General features: G+C 73.7%; 20 protein-coding genes. 19 read left to right on the top strand and 1 reads right to left on the bottom strand.

Features of this window, described 5'->3' with window-relative positions:
• Positions 1–100: 100 nt before the first annotated feature.
• Positions 101–298: a hypothetical protein gene (locus tag V5P93_RS17550; RefSeq protein WP_104479908.1), complete on the bottom strand. Its 198-nt coding sequence runs from the start codon at positions 296–298 to the stop codon at positions 101–103.
• A gap of 188 nt (positions 299–486) precedes the next feature.
• On the opposite strand from V5P93_RS17550, the gene V5P93_RS17545 reads away from it, so the two are divergent.
• Genes V5P93_RS17545 through V5P93_RS17455 form a run of 19 tightly spaced genes read left to right on the top strand, consistent with a single transcriptional unit; the run spans position 487 to position 22,007 of the window.
• On the top strand, positions 487–1,062 hold the full coding sequence (locus V5P93_RS17545) for a DUF4255 domain-containing protein (protein ID WP_104479907.1): 576 nt from the start codon (positions 487–489) through the stop codon (positions 1,060–1,062).
• A complete protein-coding gene (locus V5P93_RS17540) occupies positions 1,059–1,787 on the top strand; it encodes a hypothetical protein (protein ID WP_104479906.1) in 729 nt (242 codons plus the stop codon). Before V5P93_RS17545 ends, V5P93_RS17540 begins: the two co-directional genes overlap by 4 nt.
• A 19-nt stretch (positions 1,788–1,806) precedes the next feature.
• A complete protein-coding gene (locus tag V5P93_RS17535; RefSeq protein WP_104479905.1) occupies positions 1,807–4,074 on the top strand; it encodes a phage tail sheath C-terminal domain-containing protein in 2,268 nt (755 codons plus the stop codon).
• 27 nt (positions 4,075–4,101) lie between these two features.
• Entirely contained in the window at positions 4,102–4,560 is a 459-nt protein-coding gene (locus V5P93_RS17530) for a phage tail protein (RefSeq protein ID WP_104479904.1), read from the top strand.
• A gap of 10 nt (positions 4,561–4,570) precedes the next feature.
• Positions 4,571–6,067, top strand: a complete 1,497-nt coding sequence (locus V5P93_RS17525; protein ID WP_104479903.1) for a phage tail sheath subtilisin-like domain-containing protein — start codon at positions 4,571–4,573, stop codon at positions 6,065–6,067.
• On the top strand, positions 6,064–6,564 hold the full coding sequence (locus V5P93_RS17520) for a phage tail protein (protein ID WP_181043556.1): 501 nt from the start codon (positions 6,064–6,066) through the stop codon (positions 6,562–6,564). The genes V5P93_RS17525 and V5P93_RS17520 overlap by 4 nt, the downstream gene beginning before the upstream one ends.
• Before the next feature lie 9 nt (positions 6,565–6,573).
• Positions 6,574–6,759: a putative phage tail protein gene (locus tag V5P93_RS17515; RefSeq protein ID WP_104479902.1), complete on the top strand. Its 186-nt coding sequence runs from the start codon at positions 6,574–6,576 to the stop codon at positions 6,757–6,759.
• Positions 6,756–7,424, top strand: coding sequence for a LysM peptidoglycan-binding domain-containing protein (locus V5P93_RS17510; protein WP_104479901.1), 669 nt, complete (start codon positions 6,756–6,758; stop codon positions 7,422–7,424). Before V5P93_RS17515 ends, V5P93_RS17510 begins: the two co-directional genes overlap by 4 nt.
• 10 nt (positions 7,425–7,434) lie before the next feature.
• Complete coding sequence (locus V5P93_RS17505; protein WP_181043555.1) at positions 7,435–8,628, top strand: phage late control D family protein; 1,194 nt, start codon at positions 7,435–7,437, stop codon at positions 8,626–8,628.
• Positions 8,625–9,257, top strand: coding sequence for a phage baseplate assembly protein V (locus tag V5P93_RS17500; protein ID WP_104479900.1), 633 nt, complete (start codon positions 8,625–8,627; stop codon positions 9,255–9,257). The genes V5P93_RS17505 and V5P93_RS17500 overlap by 4 nt, the downstream gene beginning before the upstream one ends.
• On the top strand, positions 9,254–9,658 hold the full coding sequence (locus V5P93_RS17495; RefSeq protein WP_104479899.1) for a GPW/gp25 family protein: 405 nt from the start codon (positions 9,254–9,256) through the stop codon (positions 9,656–9,658). Before V5P93_RS17500 ends, V5P93_RS17495 begins: the two co-directional genes overlap by 4 nt.
• On the top strand, positions 9,655–11,574 hold the full coding sequence (locus tag V5P93_RS17490; RefSeq protein ID WP_104479898.1) for a putative baseplate assembly protein: 1,920 nt from the start codon (positions 9,655–9,657) through the stop codon (positions 11,572–11,574). Before V5P93_RS17495 ends, V5P93_RS17490 begins: the two co-directional genes overlap by 4 nt.
• Complete coding sequence (locus V5P93_RS17485; RefSeq protein ID WP_104479897.1) at positions 11,571–13,601, top strand: putative baseplate assembly protein; 2,031 nt, start codon at positions 11,571–11,573, stop codon at positions 13,599–13,601. Before V5P93_RS17490 ends, V5P93_RS17485 begins: the two co-directional genes overlap by 4 nt.
• Complete coding sequence (locus V5P93_RS17480; protein ID WP_104479896.1) at positions 13,598–15,538, top strand: phage tail protein; 1,941 nt, start codon at positions 13,598–13,600, stop codon at positions 15,536–15,538. Before V5P93_RS17485 ends, V5P93_RS17480 begins: the two co-directional genes overlap by 4 nt.
• A gap of 14 nt (positions 15,539–15,552) precedes the next feature.
• Positions 15,553–16,779: a hypothetical protein gene (locus tag V5P93_RS17475; RefSeq protein ID WP_104479895.1), complete on the top strand. Its 1,227-nt coding sequence runs from the start codon at positions 15,553–15,555 to the stop codon at positions 16,777–16,779.
• Positions 16,776–18,734 carry a hypothetical protein gene (locus tag V5P93_RS17470; protein ID WP_104479894.1) on the top strand — a complete coding sequence of 653 codons (1,959 nt, stop codon included), beginning with the start codon at positions 16,776–16,778 and terminating at the stop codon, positions 18,732–18,734. The genes V5P93_RS17475 and V5P93_RS17470 overlap by 4 nt, the downstream gene beginning before the upstream one ends.
• On the top strand, positions 18,731–19,861 hold the full coding sequence (locus V5P93_RS17465) for a hypothetical protein (protein ID WP_104479893.1): 1,131 nt from the start codon (positions 18,731–18,733) through the stop codon (positions 19,859–19,861). The genes V5P93_RS17470 and V5P93_RS17465 overlap by 4 nt, the downstream gene beginning before the upstream one ends.
• Positions 19,858–20,382 carry a hypothetical protein gene (locus V5P93_RS17460; protein WP_104479892.1) on the top strand — a complete coding sequence of 175 codons (525 nt, stop codon included), beginning with the start codon at positions 19,858–19,860 and terminating at the stop codon, positions 20,380–20,382. The genes V5P93_RS17465 and V5P93_RS17460 overlap by 4 nt, the downstream gene beginning before the upstream one ends.
• Positions 20,379–22,007: a hypothetical protein gene (locus tag V5P93_RS17455; RefSeq protein ID WP_104479891.1), complete on the top strand. Its 1,629-nt coding sequence runs from the start codon at positions 20,379–20,381 to the stop codon at positions 22,005–22,007. The genes V5P93_RS17460 and V5P93_RS17455 overlap by 4 nt, the downstream gene beginning before the upstream one ends.

Below are 22,007 nucleotides of genomic sequence, written 5' to 3'. Positions count from 1 at the left end.
GAAATGGCCTCCTACCCCCGAGGACTAGCATAGTAGCCAGGCCGTGGTTTGAGTGTCGAGAGGTACAAAGGCCCCCAGGAGAAGTCGGACCCGACAGTCCTCAACCGACGGTCCGGGTGAGGCCGTCGAGCCACCCGCGCACCGCGGCGCACGCCTCGTCGACGGTGCTCACCACCAAGGGATTGTCTGGCCCCGCATCGGTCAGTGGGATGATCCGCACGCGCAGGCCCGGCGCGGCCGTCGGTTCGACCCAGGCTCGCAGTATCAGCGTTGCCGCCCGATCACCGACGGTGTCCATGCGCGGATAATGGACTATTCGGCGTCACCGGCGCGTTACCGACACGCATCGCCGTCGTGTCCGAATTCTTCGACAACGCGCCGGTGACGCTCGCGCGACAAGTGAGCCACGGATTTGCCACGGCCTGCTGGAATGCTGGTCGGCGCGTCGCGACCGCCGCATTGGCGGCGGTCGCAGGGGAGGTGCGCATGGGGGATTTCGGTGTCGTCGCCGACGTGTCGACGATCGTGGTGGACACGTTGAACCGCGCCCTGGTCGGGCTGAGCCCGGATCCGCCGACCGCGGAGCTCAACGACCTCTCCGAGCCGGTGCAGATCGACAAGCCCAAGCTCACCGTGTTCCTCTACGAGGTCGCCGAGGACCCGACCTCGCGCAACCGGCCGCCGGTCCGCGCGCTGCCGCCGGACGCCCCGACCAGCCGCAAGCCGCCGATGGCGTTGCTGCTGCGCTACCTCATCACCCCGTGGGGCGGTGACCAGCTGACCCAGCACCGGATGATCGGCCGCGCGCTGCAGGTGTTCTACGACGAGGCGATCCTCTCGGGCGCGGAGCTGTCCGGCAGCCTGGCGGGCAGCACGGAGGCGCTGCACTTCACGCTGACCCCGCTGACGCTCGACCAGAAGTCCTGGATCTGGTACGCGATCCAGAAGCCGTACCGGCTGTCGTTGAACTACGAGGTCCGGGTGGTCAACCTGGACTCCCTCGACGTGTCGGAGCTGCGGCTCGTGCGCAGCCGCACGATCAGCGGGGGGACCACGCCATGAGCCGGTTCTCCCCCGTCGAGACGTCGGTGCTGACCAGCCCGGCCTGGTTCCTCCCGTTCGACGACTTCGCCCGGCGCGCGCGCTCGGTCGGGGTGGCCGTCGCGCTGGACCGCTGGGACCCGGCGGCGAACGCGTGGCTGCCGGCGGAGGACGTGGCGCCGGTGCGCACGCCGAGCGCGGCCATCGCCTTCCCGGACCTGGGCAGGCGCGGCGGCCGGGGCGCGCCGCCCCGGCGCTACCGGGCGCGGTTCGCCGCGACCGGGTTCCAGCCGCTGTACCCGGCCGACGGTCGACCGTTCACCGCCGACCTGGTCGGGGTCGAGTTCGTGGCACCGCCCTACGACGACACCCACCCGCCCGCCGCCGCGGCCGAGCCGAGGTTGGTGCGGCTGCTGCCGAGCACCGCGTTCGACTACCCGCCGGGTGTGCGGGTGGTGCGGGGCGTGGTCGTGGACGGCGCGTCGGGGTCGCCGGTGGCCAACGCGCTCGTCGAGGCGTCGGGCACGGCCGGGTTGGACGCGGTGCCGTGGCTGGAGCGCACGTTGACCGACTCCGGCGGCGCGTTCCGGCTGTCGTTGCGGTGGGAGGGCGAACGGGTGCCCGGCGGCGCCGAGGTGTTCGTCCTGCGCGCGACCGAGCGGCCGGGCCGCGCCGGGTCGCTGTCCGTGCGGCTGCCCGACGAGCGCGACCGGCGGCACCTCATCGAGATCGTGGACCAGCAGTAGGAAAGTGAGGAGCCGAACCATGCCCGAGTACCTGAGCCCCGGTGTCTACGTCGAGGAGGTCGACGCGGGGCCGCGGCCGATCGCGGGGGTGAGCACCAGCACGGCGGGCATGGTCGGGGTCACCCAGCGCGGCCCCACGTCCGGCAAACCCAAGCTGGTGACCAACTTCCTGGAGTTCCAGACGACGTTCGGCGGCTTCCTGCCCGAGCCGGAGCCCGCCGTGCGCGACGCCTGGGCGAACAACCCGACCGAGGGCGGCCGCTGGTGGCTGTTCCCGCTGGCGGTCAAGGGCTTCTTCGACAACGGCGGTCAGCGCCTCTACGTCAAGCGGGTGGTCAGCACCACCGCCGTGCCCGCGGCGGGCACGCTGGGGCAGGGGCTGGTCAGCCCGATCGCCCGGGACGCGGCGGCGGGCGCCACCACGCTCGAACTGGGCCACCTCATCGGGTTCACCGGCGCCGACGCGATCAGCGTCGTGCGCGGCGGGGACAACGTGGAGATCGACACCGCGACGATCACCGCCTACAACGCCACCACGCGCCGGATCGTGCTCGACGCCCCGCTGGTCGCCGAGGTCAAGGCGGCGCGCGGGGACTACGTGCAGGTCGGCACCCGCGCCGCCACGCCGAGCCTGCGGTTCTCCGCGAACAGCCCCGGGTCGTGGGGGTCGGCGGTCCGGGTGCGCGTGCAGCCCTCGGTGAGCGCCGCGCTGCCGGTGCTGCCCGACCCGGCGGAGGGCGCGCTGCTCATCACCGCGCTGGCCGAGGACGCGCCCGCCGACAGCACGTCGATCACGGTGAACGCGGTTCCCGGCCTGGACCCCGACGACCTGCCCGCCGACGTCTGGGTGCTGATCAACGAGCGGCGGTTCAAGGTCACCGTGGCCCAGCCCGCCGCGGGCCGGGTGGTGCTGACCTTCACCGGCACCGCGCCGCACGCGCCGTGGCGGACCGGGCTGACCGTGCGCCGGGTGCGCCGGGCCACCGCCGGGGCGGGGCCGACGCTGCGGATCAGCGGGTCGAGCAGGCTCTACGAGAACGCCGTCACCCAGCTCGACACCGGTGACCGGCTGACCACCCTCAACGTCCTGTCCGTCGGCACCGACGACGTCGTCACCTTCGACAACGACACCCCGGCGCTGGTGTTCGAGACCGCCCGGCTGCTGCTCGTCGAGTCGACGGTCGACACCAGGTTCGACGACCCCGGCGGCGGCTCCGTCACCGAGACCTTCCGCGGCCTGCGGCTCGGCGGCGACGGCCCGGGCACGCTGGTCGGCACCCTGTCGAGCCGGTCGCGGCTGGTGCTGGCCGCCACCCAGGCGGGTCTGTCGCTGGACCCCGCGCGGTTCCCGGTGCCCGCGACCGGCTCCTGGCTGACGCTGACCGAAGGCGGTACGGACGGGGCGGCGGGCCTCACCGTCGGGGACTTCGTCGGCACCGACGGCGGCAGCGGTCACCGCACCGGCATCGTGGCGCTGGAGGACATCGACGAGATCTCGCTGTGCGCGGTGCCCGGTGTGTGGTCGGGCACCGTCGAGTCGGCGCTGATCACCCACTGCGAGCAGCTCAAGGACCGGTTCGCGATCCTGGACCCGCGCGACGGCCTGGACATCGAGGGCATCCAGGCGTTCCGGGAGCCCTTCGACACCCGCTACGCCGCCCTGTACTACCCGTGGCTGGTGGTGAACGACCCGGCCACCAACCGGTTCGTCGAGGCTCCGCCGTCCGGGCACATCGCGGGCATCTACGCGCGCACCGACACCGAGCGCGGCGTGCACAAGGCGCCCGCGAACGCGGTCATCCGCGGCATCCGGCTGACCGACGGCCTCGCCGCGGACATCACCAAGCGCCACCAGGACCTGCTCAACCCGAAGGGGATCAACGCGCTGCGGTTCTTCCCCGGCCTCGGGCAGCGGGTGTGGGGCGCGCGCACGCTGTCGTCGGACACGCAGTGGCGCTACGTCAACGTCCGGCGGCTGTTCCTGTTCCTGGAGGAGTCGATCGACGAGGGCACCCAGTGGGTGGTGTTCGAGCCGAACGACCCGAAGCTGTGGGCGCTGGTGCGCCAGACGGTGTCCAACTTCCTCACCACGGTCTGGCGGAGCGGCGCGCTCGCGGGCGCCACCGCGGACGAGGCGTTCTTCGTGCACTGCGACCGGTCGACCATGACCGACGACGACATCGCGAACGGGCGGCTGATCTGCGTGATCGGTGTCGCGCCGGTGTTCCCGGCCGAGTTCGTGATCTTCCGGATCCAGCAGAAGACCCGCGAACCCCAGCTCGTCTAGCCGAGAAGTGATTGAGAGGCGACCGAAATGCCACCTGTGACGCGGACAGACCCGTACGCCGCGTACAACTTCCTGGTCATCGTGACCAACGTCAGCGACGACGGCGTCGCGGTGAGCGGGTCCTTCGCCGAGGCGAGCGGGCTGGACGTGGAGCTGCCGGTGATCGAGTACCGCAACGGCAGCGAGGACATCACCGTGCGCAAGCTGGTCGGGCTGAAGAAGTTCCCGAGCGCGTTGACCTTCAAGCGGGGGGTGACCGGCCACGTCGGGTTCTGGAACTGGGTGAAGGAGGCCCTCGACGGCCGGGTGCGGCGCACCTCCGGGTCGATCGTGCTGCTCGACGAGAACCGCCAGGAGGTCATGCGCTGGAACTTCGACCGCGCGTGGCCGACCAAGTACACCGGCCCGTCGTTCAACGCCACCAAGAACGAGATCGCCATGGAGACGCTCGTGCTGGCGGTCGAGAGCCTCCTGATCGACGCGTGAGGCGGCGGAGATGACCAGCGCGGCGCTGCCTGATTCCCACCTGCCCGGCGTCACCCTGACCGCGGTGCGCGGCGACTCCGCACCGGAGCCGCTGCGCACCGACGTGGCCGCGTTCCTCGGCCGCACCCGGCGCGGGCCGGTGGCGACCCCGGTGCGGGTGGAGAACTGGAACGAGGTCGTCGGCGCGTTCGGGCCCCCCGACGGCTCGGCCGCCACGCCGTACGCGTTGCGCGGGTTCTTCGAGAACGGCGGTCGCACCGCCTGGGTCCTGCGGGTCGCGGGACGCGGCGCCACGGCGAGCGTGCCGTGGCGCGTCGGCGACGCTCGGTTCGCGGTCGTGGCCACCAGCCCCGGTGCCTGGGCCAACGGCGGCCGGGTCGTGCTCACCTACCAGGCCAGCAGCGTCGCCGGGCCGCCCGCGATCACCGTGCGGGTGCTGGTGGCGGGCGAGGCCGCGGAGGTGTTCGCGAACATCTCGCCCGCGGACCTCGGGACCCGGTTGGCGGCGTCCCGGTTGATCCGGTTGGTGCCGCCGGAGGTCGGTGACGCGTTCGACCACGTCGAGGGGATCTCGACGTCGTGGGACCTGGTGCTCGCCGGTGGCACGGACGTCGACCCGGTGCGCGCGGACTACGCCGCCGCCGTGAGCGCGCAGGCCGACCTCACCGAACCCGCCCTGGTGGCCTTGCCGGACGTCGGCGCGGACATCCTCGGTGCGGACCACACCGGGTTGCTGGCGGACACGCTCGCCACCTGCGCGCCGCTGCTGGACCGGCTGGTCCTGCTCGACGTCCCGTCCCGCTTGTCCACTGTGGACGACGTGCTGGGCTGGGTGCGGTCGCTGACCGACCTCGGCGACGAGGCGCTGCTGGCCGCGGCGGCGGTCTACCACCCGCGGCTGCGGGTACCGGAGCTCACCGGCCCGGGCCTGCGGACCGTCGCGGCGTCCGGGCACGTCGCCGGGTTGATCGCCCGGCTCGACGCGGAGCGGGGCGCGCACCACTCCCCCGCCAACGCCGTGCTGCTCGACGCCGTGGACCTCGGCGTCGAGTACCCGGTGCCGCAGCAGGTGCGGCTGTTCGAGGCGAACGTCGACCTGGTGCGGTGCCTGCGCGGCCGGGGCCTGGTGGTGTGGGGCGTGCGCACGCTCTCCGGCGACCCGCGCCGCCGCTACGTCGCCCACCGGCGGCTGCTGCACCTGCTGGTCCGGGCGATCCGCCGGGCCGCGGCGCCGCTGGTGTTCGAGGTCAACTCGCCGGAGCTGCGGCTGGGCCTGGTCCGCGCGATCACCTCGGTGCTGCTGGAGGCCTTCCGCACCGGCGCGCTCGCGGGCGCGCGGCCCGAGCAGGCGTTCCGGGTGGTGTGCGACGACTCGAACAACCCGCCGGAGCAGGACCCCGGTCAGCTGGTCTGCGAGGTCGAGGTCGCGCCGGTGGCGCCGATGGAGTTCATCCAGCTGCGCCTCGTGCTCGGCCAGGACCGCGGTGTGGAGGTGATCGAGTCGTGACCGACCCGCTCAACCGGTTGGCGGCGTTGCAGGAACCGCTGCCGAAGTACCGGTTCCTCGTCACGCTCGACCCCGGTGACGTCTACCTGCCGCCCGCGCAGGCGGTGCTGCTGCCGCTGGTCGCGGCCGGTGCCTTCCAGGAGGTCACCGGGCTGGGCGCGACGCTGGAAGTGGTCAGCTACGCCGAGGGCGGCCGCAACGACTCCGTGCGCCAGCTGCCGCTGCGGCACTCGTGGAACCGGATCGTGCTCAAGCGCGGCGTGGTCCGCGACCGGCTCCTGTGGTCCTGGTACCAGAGCGGGCTGGCCGACTCGCTCGGCGCCCGCCGCGACGGTGCGGTGATCCTGCTCGACGGCGCGGGGGTGCCCGCGCTGGCCTGGGCCTTCCACGGCGGGCTCGCCGCCAAGTGGACCGGCCCGGACCTGCACGCCGAGCAGAACGCGGTGGCCGTCGAGTCCCTGGAAATCGCCCACGAGGGCCTGACGAACGTCCTGTAGGAGACCAGCGTGGCGAAGAACCTGATCATCCACAACCTCGAGGTCCGGTTCCAGGTGGACGGCGACGACGGCGCGGTGTTCACCCGCCTGTTCAACAAGCACATCCAGGCGTGGGCGCGGTTGTACGAGCAGGAGTGCGCGCGGGCCGCGCACGGTGTGGACGAGCGCAGGCTCGGCGACGGGGGTTCGCGGTGACGCCGACCCCGCAGTCCGCGGTCCGCCAGGGCGCGGTGGCCCGGCTGGAGATCCTGCGGCCGGTGATCGCCGACGAGCGGAGCAGGCGGATCCCGCTGCGGTTCAACCCCACCGACTACAAGCTGAGCAAGAGCAACACCTTCGCCGAGATCACCATCCCCGGTCTGGAGACGCCGCCGCTGCAGTACGTGCGCGGCGGCAGCGAGACGCTGTCGGTGCAGGCGCTGGTCGACACCTCCGACACGCTCGACAACGTCCGGACCACCTACGTGGACGCCATCCGCGCCCTGATGCGGCCGGACAGCCGCGAGCACGCGCCGCCGATCGTGCGGTTCGTGTGGGACGAGGCCGTGTTCACCGGTGTGGTGGAGAAGCTGGACGTCAACTACGTGCTGTTCCAGCCGAACGGCGTCCCGCTGCGGGCGCAGCTGGACCTCACCCTCAAGGAGTTCCGCCCGGCCGCGCAGCAGGTCAACGACCCGCCGCGCTCTTCCCCCACCGTGGAGAAGAGCTACGTGGTGCGCCGCGGCGACACCTGGCCCGGTATCGCGGCCGCGGTCTACCGGCGGGCCGACGTGTGGCGGGAACTGGCCCGTGCCAACGGGATCAGCGATCCGCGCGACCTGCGACCGGGGCTGGTGCTGACCGTGCCCCGGCTGCCGTGAGGGGGCCGCGGTGACCGTGCCCGCCGGTACCCGACCGGAGATCGCCGACCCGGACCGGTACGCGCCCGAGTTCGAGGTGCTGATCGAGGGCGTCGAGGCCGACCCGACGACCAAGAACGACATCCTCGACATCAAGGTGCACCGCGACCTCGACGAGATGTCCGGGTTCGACCTGGAGCTGAACAACTGGGACGACGTCAACCTGCGGTTCAAGCACAGCGACTCGCGCGCGTTCCGGCTCGGCTCCCGGGTCTCGGTCCGGTTGGGGTACGCCGACAAGCTGCTGACCGTCGCGACCGGCACGATCAGCACCCTGGCCCCCAAGTTCCCCGACGGCGCCTCGCCGACGGTGTCGATCAGCGGCGTGGACGGCATGCTGCGGCTCAAGGACCGCAAGCCCACCAAGGACGAGGACAAGACCTTCACCGGGCTCGCGGACTGGCAGATCGCCGAGCGGATCGCGCAGCGCAACAAGCTGCGCTTCCAGAGCACCCACGAGGGTCCCGTCCACGACATCGTGGTGCAGAAGAACCAGGACGACGCGACCTTCCTGATGGAACGCGCGAAGCGGCTGGACTTCGACTGCTACATCCTGCCGGACCCGGCCACCGGCGAGGAGACGCTGTACTTCACCAAGCCCACCGACGGCCGCGACGGCCGCGCGATCCGGCTGTTCCGGCTCACCTACCAGCCGGGCCTGACCACCGGACCCACCACGCTACCCGAGGGCCTGGTGCCGAACCTGCTCGACTTCACCCCGACCCTGACGGTGTCCAAGCAGGTCAGCCAACTCACCGTGCGCGGCTGGGACCCCCGGACCAAGCAGCCGATCGAGTACACCGCCACCGCGGCCAACCTGCCCGCCGGGCAGAACTCGGCGGACGGGGACAGCGGGCCGCAGGCGGCGGCGAGCGCGGCGGGTGGCCGCCAGGAGGTCGTGGTCGACTCGCCGGTCACCAGCCAGCAGGAAGCGCAGGAGTTGGCGATCGCGCTGCTGCGGGAACGCGCGTACGAGTTCATCACCGCGACCGGCCGGGTGGCGGGGCTGCCGGAGCTGAGCCCCGGCGACAACCTGGAGATCTTCGGCCTCGGCAGGCGGTTCTCCGGCACCTACTTCGTCAAGCGGGTGGAGCACACCCTGGGCACCAGCGGCTTCTTCACCACCTTCACCGGCAGGCGGATCCACCAGGGAGGCGAGGCATGAGGGACATACCGCGGGCCATGTCCACCGACCAGCGCTACTACGGCGTCACGGTGGCCACCGTCGTGGCGAACGACGGTGACGACGAGGCGCGGGTCAAAGTGGCCTACCCGTGGTTCGACCGCGGCGCGACGGTCAGCGAGTGGGCGCGGGTCTGCCAGTTCTACGCGGGCGGCGGCTACGGCGCCGTCTTCGTGCCGGAGATCGACGACGAGGTGCTGATCGCCTTCTACCAGGGCGACATGCGGATACCGATCGTCATCGGCGGCCTCTACAACGGCGTGGACAAGCCGCCGACCGCGCACCGCGGCGGTCGCGACCAGAAGCTCATCCGCACCCGGGCCGGGCACGAGGTGCTGCTCGACGACGGCGCGAAGAAGATCGTCGTCACCGGCGCGGGCGGCGGCCAGGTGACCATCAACGACGACGGCAGCATCACCCTCAAGGCCACGAAGGTGACCGTCGACGCAGGGACCGTCGAACTGGCGGGCTCGGCGCAGAAGGCGGTGCTCGGCGACCTGCTGAAGACCGCGTTCGACACGCACACCCACCCGACGCCCACCGGCCCGAGCGGCCCGCCCGTGATCCCGCTGCCGGGGGCCGTCCTGTCGTCGAAGGTGAGCCTCACGTGAGCGAGCCCTTCCTCGGCACCGGCTGGCGGTTCCCGATCCTGCCCGACGAGGCCGGGCGGTTGTCCTATGCCGTCGGTGAGCAGAGCATCGAGCACTGCCTGCGCGCGCTGCTGCTCACCGGCACCGGTGAGCGCGTGATGCGCCCGGACCTGGGTACCAAGGCGCCGGAGTCGGTGTTCGCCCCGGGCAGCGCGCAGCACCTGCGCGACCTGGAGCGGTCCATTGTGGACGCCGTGCGGACCTTCGAGCCGCGCGTCGAACTGGACGGCGTGCGGGCGGAGACCGACCCGGCCGACGAGTCCCGGGTGACGGTGGCGGTCGCGTACCGGATCCGGCGCACCAACACCAAGGCGAACCTGGTGTTCCCGTTCTACCTCGGCCTGACCGGGGGCACGCCGTGACCATCCCCGCGCCGAAGCTGGACGACCTCACCTGGGCCGACCTGATGGCGGCCATCCGCCGCCGGGTCCCGGCCGAGTCGGACGGCGTCTGGACGCTGCACGCCCCGGTCGACCCCGGCATCACCCTGCTCGAACTGTTCGCCTACCTGCTCGAACAGCGGCTGTACTGGCTGGACCAGGTGCCCGACGAGCTCGTCGTGGCGATCCTGCGGCTGCTCGGCCTCCCGCTGCCGCAGCCCGCGCGCCCGGCAGCCACCGTGCTGGCGTTGACCTCCGCCGAACCGGTCCCGGTGCGGGTCCCGGCGGGCACGGCCCTGGCGCGGGACCCGGCGGCGGCGATCCGGTTCACCCTCGACGACGACGTCACCGCGTTCCCGCTCGACGGCGAGGTGACCGTGTTGACCGACCGGGACCGCACCGCTGACCTGCGCGCGGGTCGCGGGGTCCCGCTGCTGGCCACCGACGGATCGCCCGCCGCCGTCCGCTTCACCCTGCCCCTGGCGGGTTCGCACGCCGCGCCCGACGCCGTGTCGCTGCTGTTCGAGCTGGACTCGCCGGTGCCGCCGTCCTGGTCTCCCCTCGCGGTCGCGGACGTCGACGTGCCCGCCGAGCTGACCTGGTCGTGGTTCCGCCCCGGCGGCGACGAGCACGGGGAATTCGCGGAGGTGAGCGACGGCACCGCCGGGTTGCGGCGGTCCGGGGTCGTGCGCCTGCGCCCACCGGACGGTTGGTCCACACAGGACCGAGGGCTGCTGGTGTCCACGCGCGCCGCGACCTACGCGGCCCCGCCCCGGCTGCTGCGGCTGGCGGTCAACGTCTCCGCCGCGCGCCAGGTCGAGCACCGCACCGCCACCGGGGACAAGGTGTCGACGCAGATCGCGGACTGGCTGCGGCTGCCGGGCCAGCGGCTCACGCTGCCCGACGCCGCCGGACGTCTCCTCGACGCCACCCTCTGGCTGGCGACCGACCGGTGGTCGTCCACAGTGGACTTCACGTTCGGCTCGTCCCGCGACCGGGTCTTCCTGGTCGACCGCGGCGACGGCGCGCTCGTGTTCGGCGACGGGCTCACCGCCCGAATCCCACACCCCAGCGAGCAGGCCTGCGTCGACTACACCATCGGCGGCGGTCGTGAGGGCAATGGTGGCCTCACCACCAACTGGCTGCCCGTGACCTCCACTCTCCCGGTGCGCGGCGCCAACCCCGTTCGGGCCGCGGACGGCACCGACCCGGAAACCCCGGCGCAGGCCCGCGACCGGGCGGCGGGCGCGCTGCGCGAGGTGAGCCGCGCGGTCACCGCCGAGGACCACGTCACCCTGGCTGTCACCACCCCCGGTGTGTCCATCGGCCGGGCCTACGCCGCGCTCGGGGAGCACCCCGGGTTCCCGTGCGCGCGGGTGCCGGGCGCGGTGACCGTGCACGTCGTCCCGGCGGTCCCCCGCGCCGACTTCGACGCACCGGACTTCGTCCACGCGCCGGTCCCCGACCCCGGCACGCTCCACGAGGTCTGCGACCGGCTCGACAAGGCGCGGTTGCTCACCGCCGAGGTGTTCGTGCGCGCACCGGCCTACCGGGACGTCCGGATACGGGTCGACTTGGCGGGCAACCCCGCCGACCGCCCCCGGGTGTCCGCCGTGGTCGGCGCCGCGCTGCGCCGGTTCCTCGACCCGCTGGTCGGCGGTGTCGACGAGACCGGCTGGCCTTTCGGCGAACCGCTGCGGCCCTCCGCGCTGCTGCGCGCGGCCCAGCGGGCCCTGGGCGACCTCGCTGAGGTCGTGGCCGTCGCGATCGGCCTGGACGGGAACGCGCCCGGCGAGTCCTGCCTCGACACACCGCTGCGCCCCGGCGAGCTCCCGGTGGCGCGGGAGGTCCGCACCCGGGTCGTGCCCGCCGTCGAGACCGGGGAGGGGTTGTCGTGACCGACGTGTGGTGGGGGCGGGACACCGCCGAGGAAGGGCACGTCGTCGACGGACCGGGCGCCGTCGCGGTGCCGGAGCTGGTGGACGCCACCCAGGAGGCGGTGCGCGCCGCGGTGCGCGACCGGATCCCCGGCTACACCCCGGACTGGACCAACCCGGACCGCCAGGACGCGGGCGTGGCCCTGGTCCGGCTGTTCGGCACCGAGACCGAGCCCGTGCTGACCCGGGTGAACCGGCTGCCGGAGAAGGTCCTCGCGGAGCACCTGTCCACCGCCGGTGTGCGCAGGCGCCCGGCGACCGCGGCGGCGGCGTTGCTGGAGTTCACCGTCACCCCGCCCGACGGCGCGTCCGTGCTGGTGCCCGCGGGTTTCCAGACCTCCGCCTCGGGACCCGACGGCCCGATCGTCTACGAGACCGACCAGGACCTGTTCGCGACCCCCGCCACCCTCGGGGCCATCGCCACGCAGCGCGCGGGCGGCGCACTGGAACCGGTGCCGCTCGGGCCGAACGGGCCCAGCCGCCCGTTCCCCCCGTTCGGCCCCGATCCCCTGCCTGGCAGCGCCCTGTGGCTCGGTCTCGCGGGCACGGCCAACCCCTTCCCCTCGCTGACCCTGGGTTTCGTGGTCACGGACGTCCCGCCCACACCGGCCGAGTCCGGTGGGCTCACGCCGCTTCCAGGCTCGCCCGCGCCGTCGCTGCGCTGGGACGTGCTCGACGGCGGGCAGTTCGTGGCGGCGGACGTCGTGCGGGACCAGACCGGCGGGCTCCGCACGAGCGGGACCATCGAGCTGCGCGTGCCGCGCACCTGGGATCCCGGCCGTCCCCCGGTCGCCCGACCCGGCCCGGTGCTGCGGTGGCTGCGGCTGCGGGTCGCGCACGGCACCTTCGCCGAGGCGCCACCCGCGGTCTCGGGGCTGCGCCTGAACCTGGTGTCCGCCACGGCCGCGCGCACGGTCTTCGACGAGCCCCTGGAGCCGATCCAGGACCAGCGGCCGACCGGCGGGCGGCGCATGCGGCTGTCGCAGGTGCCGATCCTGGCGGGCAGTGTCGTGATCGAGGTCGACGACGACCCGGGCGCGGACCTCTTCGGTACCACCGCGGGCCAGGCCACCGCCTGGCAGGAGGTCGCGAGCCTGGCCGCCTACGGCCCGGACGACCGCGTGTTCGTCGTGGACTACGCGACCGGGGAGGTCACTTTCGGCGACGGGGTCAACGGCGCGCCCGTGCCGCAGGGCTTCCGCAACGTGCGCGCGCGGCGGTACCGCGTGGGCGGCGGCGCGGCGGGCGCCGTGGCCGCGGGCGCGATCAACAGCGTGGTCACCGCGCTGCCGTTCGTCACCCGGGTCAACAACCCGTTCCCCGCCACCGGCGGCACCGACGCCGAGCCCGACGCGGACGCCGCGCGGCGCGGTGCCGGCGAACTGCGCTCCGGCGGACGGGCCGTCGCGCCCGCCGACTACGGCCCGCTGGCCCTGCGCGCGCCGGGTGCCTCGATCGCCCGCGCGCACGGCGTGCCGGGCCTGCACCCGGGCTACCCGGGCAAACCCGTGCCGGGTGTGGTCGGGGTGCTGGTCGTGCCGCCGCTCGACGACTCCGGCGAGCCGCCGGTGCCGACCGCCGCGACCTTGCGCGCGGTCGCCGACTACCTGACCCGCGAGGTCGCCCCCGCCGGGATCACCGTGGTGACCGGTGGGGCGGCGTTCCAGCGGATCGCCGTCGAGTCCCAGGTCGTGCTCGACCCCGACCAGGAGCGGGCGGCCGTGCTGGCGCGGGCGGGCGAGGCGGTCGTCGGCTACCTCGACCCCCTGCGCGGCGGTGAGGACGGCGCCGGGTGGCCCTTCGGGGGGACCGTCCGGCACTCCGCCCTGGTGCGCGTGCTGCTGTCGGTCGACGGTGTCCTCGCCGTACCTGGTCTCACCATCATCGCCGACGGGCTGCGACTGCCCCGGTGCGCCGATCACGCGATCCCGCCGACCGCCCTGGTCTGGCCGGAGCGCCCGCTGCTGATCCCCGTGGAGCCGTCATGACCTGTGGACCGGTGGAGGGGACGTTCCGCCTGCTCGACGACCTCGTCGGGTGGGACCAGGACCAGGACCGGGTCCGCGACCTCGTCGGGTTCGCCGACCCGGCGGGGGTGCGGCTGGCGAACGCCGGTCCCGCGCCCGAGGGCCCGAGTCGTGCCGACCTGCTGCCGTGGTTCCCGGACCCCCGCCTGGCGCCGGGATGCCAACCGCGCGCCTGGTACCTGATCTCGGGAAAGCGGTTGCTGCGTCGGGACACCTGCGCCGAGGGCCGCTGGCCGTCGGTCTGGCCCGCGTACTGCGATCCCCGGCCGCTGTGCGAGCCGGTGGCCGTGGCGGCGCGCGGACACCGGGTCGCCGTCGTCGACTCCGGCCGGGTCCTGTTGTGGCGCAACGAAGGCGACCACTTGGTCGCGGTGAGCGAGCCGGCCCGCGCGCGGCTCGTGGCACTGGGGCCGGACGAGTCGGTGCTGGTGACCCGCGAGGGCAGCGGTGACCTCTGGCGATTCGGTCCCGACGGCAGCCCGTGCGGAGTGATCCGCACCGGCGTCGACGGTGAGATCATCGGCGTGCGCGTCGGCCCGGACCGGACGATCTGGCTGCTCACCAACAACAACGGCGTGCTGCGGATCCACCGCGGTCGCCGCCGGTTCGAAGAGTCCACACTGGACGAACTGGCGGCGGCGCTGCCGCCGAGCACGCTGGTCGCCGCCGACGACAACGGGTTCTGCCTCACCGAGAAGACCCCCGACGGCGACGTGACCTCCTGCTACGACTGGGAAGGCGAGCCGCGGCCCGTCCCGCCACCCGCGCCCGGCCGCTACGTCGCCGACGGCGAGTTCACCACGACCCTCGTCGACAGCGGCATCTCCCGGTGCCGCTGGCACCGCGTCCGGGTCGAGGCGGACGTGCCCGCCGGTACCGCGGTGGCGATCGCGGTCGTGGTCTCGGAGGACGGCCGGTTCGCCGACTCCGACTGGCAGCAGGCGCCGCCCGGGAGCACCGACTTCCTCGTCGACCAGCCACCGGGCCGGTACCTCACGCTCCGCGCCCGGCTCTCCGGCGACACCACCGCCACCCCGGTCCTGCACCGCGTCCGGCTCGACTTCCCGCGCTCGACCAGCGCCGACCTGCTGCCCGGCGCGTTCCGCCAGGACCCCGTCGCCGACGACTTCACCGAGCGGTTCCTGTCGCTGTTCGACGCCACCCTCGCCGAGATCGACCGCGTGGTCGAGCGCTACCCCGCCCTGCTCGACGCGGGCGGCGTCCCCGATGACGCGCTGCCGTGGCTGGCTGGGCTGCTGGGCCTGTCCTTCGAGGCGGGCTGGGACGCGGCGACCCGTCGCGCACTGATCGCCGCCGCCCCGCGCCTCTACCGCGGGCGCGGGACGAGGGCGGCGCTGTCGGAGGCCGTCGACATCGTCTTCGGCGTCCGCCCGGTGATCGACGAACTCGCGAACGAGCGGCACTGGGCGCAGGTGCGCGCCGCGGCGGCACCGGCGACGGCGCGGGGCCTGGGGTCGGTCCGGCTGTTCAGCCGCTCCACGAGCCGGTTCCGACTCGGCGGCTCCGCCCTCGGCGCCGCGCCGCTGCGCGCGTTCGGCGACCCCGACACCGACCCGCTCACCGAACACGCCCACCGGTTCCGGGTGCTGGTGCCCGGCCCGGTCGACGAGGACGCGGTGCGGCGCCTGGTGAACCGGCAGGCGCCCGCGCACGCGATCGGGTCGGTGCGGGTCGGCGGGGCGGGGTTCGTGGTCGGCGCCAAGTCGGTGGTCGGGGTGGACACCGCGTTCGTCCCGCTGCCGCCCGCCGTGCTGGGCGGTCCCCGTCCGGTGCGGCTCAACCACGACGCGGTGCTGCGGCCCGGCCCACGGGGCGCGCGCCACGGGGTCGAGGTCGGCGTCGCCGCCGCCGTCGGGGTCCACACGCTGGTGTCTTGAGAGGACAGACAGAGATGACCGAGGTTACGACGCGGGCGGCGACGCCGGCCGCCGAGCACGGGGGGTTCGAGGCCCCGCCGTTCCGCAGGCTGCGGTACTTCCACGGCCAACTGCTCACCGCGCGGGACTTCCAGCGCGAGCAGGAGTACTTCCGGGAGAAGCTGAAGCTGCGGGTGCGCTGCCTGCTCGGCTACGGCGTGGTGTGCGGGCTGTTCGTCGAGCCCGTGGCGCCGGAGGACTGCGACGACCACGACGACGAGGGCGGTCCCCCGAACCGGCACGCGGCCCTGGTCCGGATCACCCCGGGCCTCGGGGTGGACTGCGACGGCAACGAGGTCGTCGTGCGCGGCGGCTGCGCCATCGACCTGTGGGCCGCGCTGCCCGCCGACGAGCGCACCGACGAACCGGCCACGGTGTGGATCGGCGTCGAGTACGCCGAGCGCCCGGTCGAGCCGACCAGGACCGTGTTCACCAGCGCCTGCGGGGACACCTCGGACTGCGAGTCCGGCTACACCGAGGAGTGCTACCGGGTCAGGGTGACCACGCACGAGCCGCCCGAGGACCGGCGGTGCGAGACCTGCTGCTGCTCGTCGTGCGAGCACAAGACGCTGTGGCTGGCCCGCATCGATGAGGTCGACTTCGCCCAGCCGGTGCCCGCCGAGCGGATCCACCTGAACATCCGCAGGCCCTTCGGCCCGTTCGTGCCGACGGTGATCACCGGGATCAACTGGGTCCACGGCCACACCTACACCGTCGACGAGGCCAAGGAGCTGCTCGGCACGCAGAAGGACACCGGCGGGCTCGTCGTCCGGTTCTCCGACGACGTCCGGGTGGACACCCTGCGCCCCGGCGTGGTCGACATCCAGGTGATCGAGGGCGGCGCGGGCCGCAACGCCGACACCTGGTACATGGGCGGCGCGTTCGAGGAACCCACCGGCGGCGGGGAGTTCACCACGCACTTCCGCTACCGGCAGACCACCCGCGAAACCCTGCAGGACGGCGACCGGGTGCTGATCACCGTGCGCTCGGCGTTCATCCTCGACCGCTGCTGCCGACCGGTCGACGGCACCAACGTCGGCGGGAAGGTGCCGTACGTGACCTGTGCGGAAGGCGACCACCCCGAACCGGAGCCCGTGGGCTGCCTGTTGCCGCCGTCGGGCATCGGGCCGTGGACGTCGGGCACCGGCGCGGGCGGCGGCACCTTCGAGAGCTGGTTCTACATCACCGAGGAGCGCCGATGACCCAGGCAGACTGCGGGTGCGGGTGCGGCGGGACCTCCGCTCACCCGGCCGCGTTCGTCCGACCGCGGTTCTTCGCGGGCCAACTGCTCACGGAGGACGACCTCGGCCTGCTGGTCGACTACGTGGCCGGGAAAGACCGCCTGCACAACCGGACCGTGCTGGGGCCGGGTGTCGTGTGCGGGCTGGAGGTCGGCTGCGACCCGTGCGGCGGCGGGACCGTCGTGGTGCGTCCCGGTCACGCGCTCGACTGCTGCGGCAACGACATCGTGGTGTCCTGCCAGGAGAAGGTGGACGTCCAAGCGCTCGTGCGCGAGGCTCGGATCACCGCGTCCGGCGTCGACTGCGGCGACCCGTGCGACGACGACCAGCGCCACTACGGGCTCTACATCCGCTACGAGGAGACCCCGATCGCGCCGGTCGCCCCGTTCAGCACCGAGGAACCCTGCCCGACACCGGGGTGCGTGCCGTCGCGGATCCAGGAGGGGTTCCGGTTCGTCGTCAAGTGCGACACGGCCGACGACCACCGGTACAACCCGGTCACCCGGTTGCTGGCCAGTGTCGGCACACCCGGCGCGTACGAGGAGATCCGCCTGCTCTGCCGACGGCTCGGGTTCTACCTGGACCCGATGCACATCACCGGGTCCGCGTCGACCCAGCCCGTCGAGTTCACCGCCGACGACCGCGACCGCTACACCCAGAGCCTGGCCTGGTTGCGGGACAACGCGGAGACGACCTTCACCCCACCGGTCGCGCGGGAGGCGACCGAGCGGGTGCGCGCGCTGGCCAGTGCCGTGGCCCGCCACGACACCTACGCCGACGGCGACAAGGACAAGCCCACCCTCGACGACATCGCCGACGCCCGGCGGGCGATCGCGGCGGCGTGCGACCGGCTCGCCCAGACCGACCACGAGCAGGTCTGGCCGGACCGGCTGCGCCGCTCCCCCGCCGCCGCGGTCACCGCCGAGGCCAAGGCGCGGATCGCGAACCCGGACGCCGACGCGCTCATCGAGGTGCGGTTGGTCGCCCTGGGCACGCCGATCGACAACGTGCTGAACGCCGAGTTCCGGTCGGACCTCGCGCGGATCCGGGAATGGCTGCTGAACCGACTCGACAAGGCGCCCGGTGTCGCGGACTGCGCGTTGCGCGACTACGTCCGCGCGACCACCGTCCCGCAGCCGGTGCCGACCCCGGAACCGGACAGCGGCAGGCAGCTGACCCTGACCGAGCTGGGGCAGTTGGCGGAGGCCGCGGCGCGGCTCACCACGGCGGTGCGGCGCTTCATCATCGACGCGATGTGCGCGACGCTGAACCCGCCGTGCACCAACTGCACCGACACCGACGTGCTGCTCGCGCACCTGACGCTCGACGGCTGCGAGGTCGTCCGGGTGTGCTCCGCGACCCGCGAGCAGGTGCTGCCCGGCGGTTCCGCGTACGGCGAGTGGCTGTTCAAGCTGGCGCCGCTGCGCGGGCTCGCCGAACGGCTCTGCTGCCAACCGACGCCGGTCTACCGGCCCCCGGTCGTGCCGTCGACCGGCCCGGTCCGGTCGGCCTACGTAGTGGGCCTGCTCGACCAGTGGAAGTGGACCGGTGACGTCGAGGACATGTGGAGCAGGCTGGTGACCCTCGAGGCGGGTGAGACCCTGCCGAAGACGTTGCACGAGCAGGTGTACTCGGTGCCGAGCGAGGTGACCGACAGCCTGCGCGAGATGGGCGCGCTGCGCTGGCAGGTGAACGAGCTGACCAGGACGGTGGACGCCCTGCGGGCCCAACTGGACACCGCCCGCGACCAGGTCACGCAGGTGCGCACGGAACTGCCCGAGCGGCTCGAGGACCGGCTGGCGGAACTGGAGCGGGCACCGGCCGCCGAGGGCGAGTCCGGTGAGGGCAAGCCCCGGACGCGGCGACCGCCCCGGTCGTCGAGCCGCAAACCGCAGTCGGGCGGTGAGTCCGGATGACCGCGCCGTTGCGTCCCGCGTTCAGCGAGGGGCAGGTGCTCGCCGCGGCGGACTTGGCGGCCACCGTCGAGCACGCCCGTGCCGCCGCCGCCCGCCACGCCCGCGCCCTGCACGACTGGGGCATCGCCGACGGGCTCGGGCTGCGCACCGAGAGCCGGACCGACCCGGCCACCGGCGCGCGGTTCGTCGAGGTGAGCGCGGCGGCGGGGCTGGCGGTGGACGGGACCGGGCGCGAGATCGTGGTACCCGCGCCGGTCGTGCTGTCGGAGGCCGAGTTCACCGAGGTCAACGGCGCCGACCAGCCGACGGCCGAGCCGTACCCGGTCTTCCTCATCGCGGTCGACCGGCCCCAGACCGGCACCGGAGCGGTGTCCTGCGGCTCCGCGTCCGCGCCGACCAGGGTGGCCGAGTCCTTCCAGATCCGGTTCGGGCGGTTGGGGGACGAGCGGCTGGTCGAGGAGCAGCAGCCGTCGCCGGTCGGCGCCCCGCCCGCCGAGCCGCCGGTCGTGTGGTGGGTGCTGCTGGGGTACGTCCGGTGGACCGACGGGCACTTCACGGCCGTGGCGAGCACCGCGCGCGGCGTCAGCGTGCGGTACGCGGGAGTGCGGGCGGACACCGTGGCCGCGCGGTCGGGGACGCTCTCGCTGCGCACCCGCACCGCGGTCCAGGAGGGCCAACCCGCGCTGGTGTTGTCCGGGGAGGACCCGCCGAGCCTGGTTTACGGGCTGTACCAGGGAAGTGGCGCGATCAGCCCGCTGATGACGGTGGCGGCCAACGGGAACCTGACCATCGCGGGGAGCTTCTCCGGGCGGATCTCGGCGGGCAGCGTGCTCGTCGCGTCCGGCACCGCCACCGACGGCACGCTGCTGCCGCTGCCCGCCGGGGTGGCGCCGCAGGAGGTCGCCGACGGCCGGGTGGCGCTGCACGTGTACCTCACACCGCGGGTACCGCCGAGCCCGACGGGACTGTGGTCGCCGATTGAGGCCACTGTGGACGGTGAGCGGCGGGTCCGGTGCCGGATCCGTTCCTACGACCCGATCGCGGCGCCCGGCGAGGTCGTCGACGAGTCCGGCGCGGTCGACTACCTGGTCCTGGCGACGGTCGCGGCGGCGGGCGGTGCCCAATGAGCCTGTACGTGGCATACGTGCGCGCCACCGGGCACGTCGTGGGCGCGGTCGGCGCCGTCGGCGCGACCCCATCCGCCGACGTCGCGGCGCTCGTGGGGTCCGAGCTGGGCCTGCGGGTGTCCCTGTCCCCCACCGAGGTCGTGGAACTGACCCTGGACGCCAAGGACATGGACTCCCACACCGTCGACGACGAGCCCAAGGTGTTCGACGACCCGCTGGTCTACGCGGTCGAGCAGGTACCGAACGCGGACCCGAAACCGGCACTGGCGCGGCTGCGGACCGGGGTGACCGTCGCGTTCACGGCCGACCGCCTCGTCGTGACGGTGCCGGTCGCCGACCCGGTCAAGGCCATCGCGGTGGTGGCGCTGGTCTCCGGCGACTCGATCCTCCAGCACAGCACCATCCCGGCGGGGAAGACCAGCGCGGACTTCGCGGCGACGGTGCCCAGCGGCCAGTCCCGCGGCGTGCTGGCGCTGGTCGCGGGCTGGGCGGGCGTCCTGGAGGCGGTGAAGCAGAAGTGAGCGCGCCCATCGCGGGCGAGACCATCGTGCGCAACTGCGTGGTGCGCGTGGTCCGGCGCGGTGGGTGGAGCTGGGGTCCGGACCCGCGCGGCATCGTGCGGTTGGTCGTGGACGCGTTGCCGGAGCTGCTGGCCGGGCAGTTCGCCGACCATCTCGACGGCGAGGGGCCGGACGTGGAGATCAGCGAGCCGGTGCGGTTGTCCGTCGTCTGGGGGCGGTCGCGCGGGAGCGGTGGCGTGCCGTCCGTCGAGTTCGCCGTCGACCCCGGCGCGAGCGTGGTCCCGGAGCCCCGCGAGGTGGCCCGGGAGGAGTGGACGGGTTCGTCGTCCACTTCGGACACCCAGGTCGCGGTGCGGGCCTCGGTGTCGGACACGGCGCTCTCCCCCGTCACGCTTTTCGGTGAGCTCGCCGAGCGGGGGGAGCTCGCGGCGTTGCTGGCGCTGCTGCCGGACGAGACGCTCCGGGTGTGCCTGGCCGCCTCCCTCGACGGTCCCGGTGAGCGGCCACGTGGCGAGGTGATCGGCGCGTTGGCCGCCGAAGTGGCTCGCCGTGGCTGGATCCCGGAGCCATCGTCGCCGGTGGCGACCCTCGTCGAACTCAGGGAGCTGGTGCGGTCTCTCCCGCGGGTGGCATCCGCGCCGCACGTCTCGTCGGCGGACGTCGAGCGCGTTGTCCAGACGAGCGCGTCGCCTGCCGGGGAAACGACTCGGGAGTGCGCGGCGCTGCCGTTCCTGCTGGTGGGTCCGCTGGCGCGGACCGGTTACCTCGACGCGGTCGGTCCGGCGCTGGCCTCCGTCGGGCTGCTCCACCAGACGCCGCTGTTCGCGGCGGCCCTGGCTCGCCGGGTGTTGGGCGGCTCGGCCGACGCGGCGGTGTTCGCCTGCCTCGACTCCGTGCCCGATCTCGGCGACTTCGCCCGGCGCGTGGGCCCCGCGCTGCCGGTGCTCGACGGGGTGCTGGCGCTGGCGGTGTGCCGCGGCCACGATCCCGTCGACCCGCTGCTGGTCGCGGGGGTCGACGGCGGTCTGCTGCTGGTCGACGCGCAGGGCCTGTTCCCGGTCGCGTGGACCGCGCGGGCGGTAGACCTGCTGCCGTACTGGGAGGCCTGCGGGCGACCCGCCGTGGTGGTCTGCGACAGCCCGCTGCCGACGTCCTGCCTGCGGGAGCTGGCGGAGGCGGGGGTCCCGCTGGTCACCGACGTCCGCCCGCTGCGCGGCGACCCGCTGACCCGCCTGCCGCGTCCCGCGCCGCTGTGGGTGTCCGGTGCGCCCGGGTCGCGGGTCGTCGCGGAGTTCCCCCGGCACGCCGAACGGCTCGACGAGCTGACGCGGGCCCTGTTCGCCCGGCCGGGGGATGCGCTGGAGCGCGGTACCGGGCTGGCGGCGGCGCTGTCCCTCGGTGTGCTCGCCTGGACGCTGTGGCGGGAAACCGAGACACCCCACCCGGCGACCGCGCTGACCAGGTTCGCCGACCTCGAGGCCACGGTGCGGTTCACCGACGAGGCGGTGCGGGTGCGGCTGCCGCTGGGCCGCCGCCACGCGGACCTGCTGCGCGGCGGCGCGCTGGTGGACGTGCCCGACGTGGTCTGGCTCGGTGGCCGGACCCTGACCTTCTCCGGTGGCTGA

This window comes from Actinokineospora auranticolor (genome assembly GCF_041897805.1).
GTDB classification, from domain to species: Bacteria; Actinomycetota; Actinomycetes; order Mycobacteriales; family Pseudonocardiaceae; genus Actinokineospora; species Actinokineospora auranticolor.
This window is presented reverse-complemented; position numbering and strand designations above follow the sequence as displayed.

What these genes read in the sequence shown, in the direction of transcription:
- V5P93_RS17550 (WP_104479908.1), bottom strand. Translation starts at nt 298, where the DNA reads ATGGACACCGTCGGTGATCGGGCGGCAACGCTGATACTGCGAGCCTGG.
- V5P93_RS17545 (WP_104479907.1), top strand. Translation starts at nt 487, where the DNA reads ATGGGGGATTTCGGTGTCGTCGCCGACGTGTCGACGATCGTGGTGGAC.
- V5P93_RS17540 (WP_104479906.1), top strand. Translation starts at nt 1,059, where the DNA reads ATGAGCCGGTTCTCCCCCGTCGAGACGTCGGTGCTGACCAGCCCGGCC.
- V5P93_RS17535 (WP_104479905.1), top strand. Translation starts at nt 1,807, where the DNA reads ATGCCCGAGTACCTGAGCCCCGGTGTCTACGTCGAGGAGGTCGACGCG.
- V5P93_RS17530 (WP_104479904.1), top strand. Translation starts at nt 4,102, where the DNA reads ATGCCACCTGTGACGCGGACAGACCCGTACGCCGCGTACAACTTCCTG.
- V5P93_RS17525 (WP_104479903.1), top strand. Translation starts at nt 4,571, where the DNA reads ATGACCAGCGCGGCGCTGCCTGATTCCCACCTGCCCGGCGTCACCCTG.
- V5P93_RS17500 (WP_104479900.1), top strand. Translation starts at nt 8,625, where the DNA reads ATGAGGGACATACCGCGGGCCATGTCCACCGACCAGCGCTACTACGGC.
- V5P93_RS17480 (WP_104479896.1), top strand. Translation starts at nt 13,598, where the DNA reads ATGACCTGTGGACCGGTGGAGGGGACGTTCCGCCTGCTCGACGACCTC.
- V5P93_RS17475 (WP_104479895.1), top strand. Translation starts at nt 15,553, where the DNA reads ATGACCGAGGTTACGACGCGGGCGGCGACGCCGGCCGCCGAGCACGGG.
- V5P93_RS17470 (WP_104479894.1), top strand. Translation starts at nt 16,776, where the DNA reads ATGACCCAGGCAGACTGCGGGTGCGGGTGCGGCGGGACCTCCGCTCAC.
- V5P93_RS17465 (WP_104479893.1), top strand. Translation starts at nt 18,731, where the DNA reads ATGACCGCGCCGTTGCGTCCCGCGTTCAGCGAGGGGCAGGTGCTCGCC.
- V5P93_RS17460 (WP_104479892.1), top strand. Translation starts at nt 19,858, where the DNA reads ATGAGCCTGTACGTGGCATACGTGCGCGCCACCGGGCACGTCGTGGGC.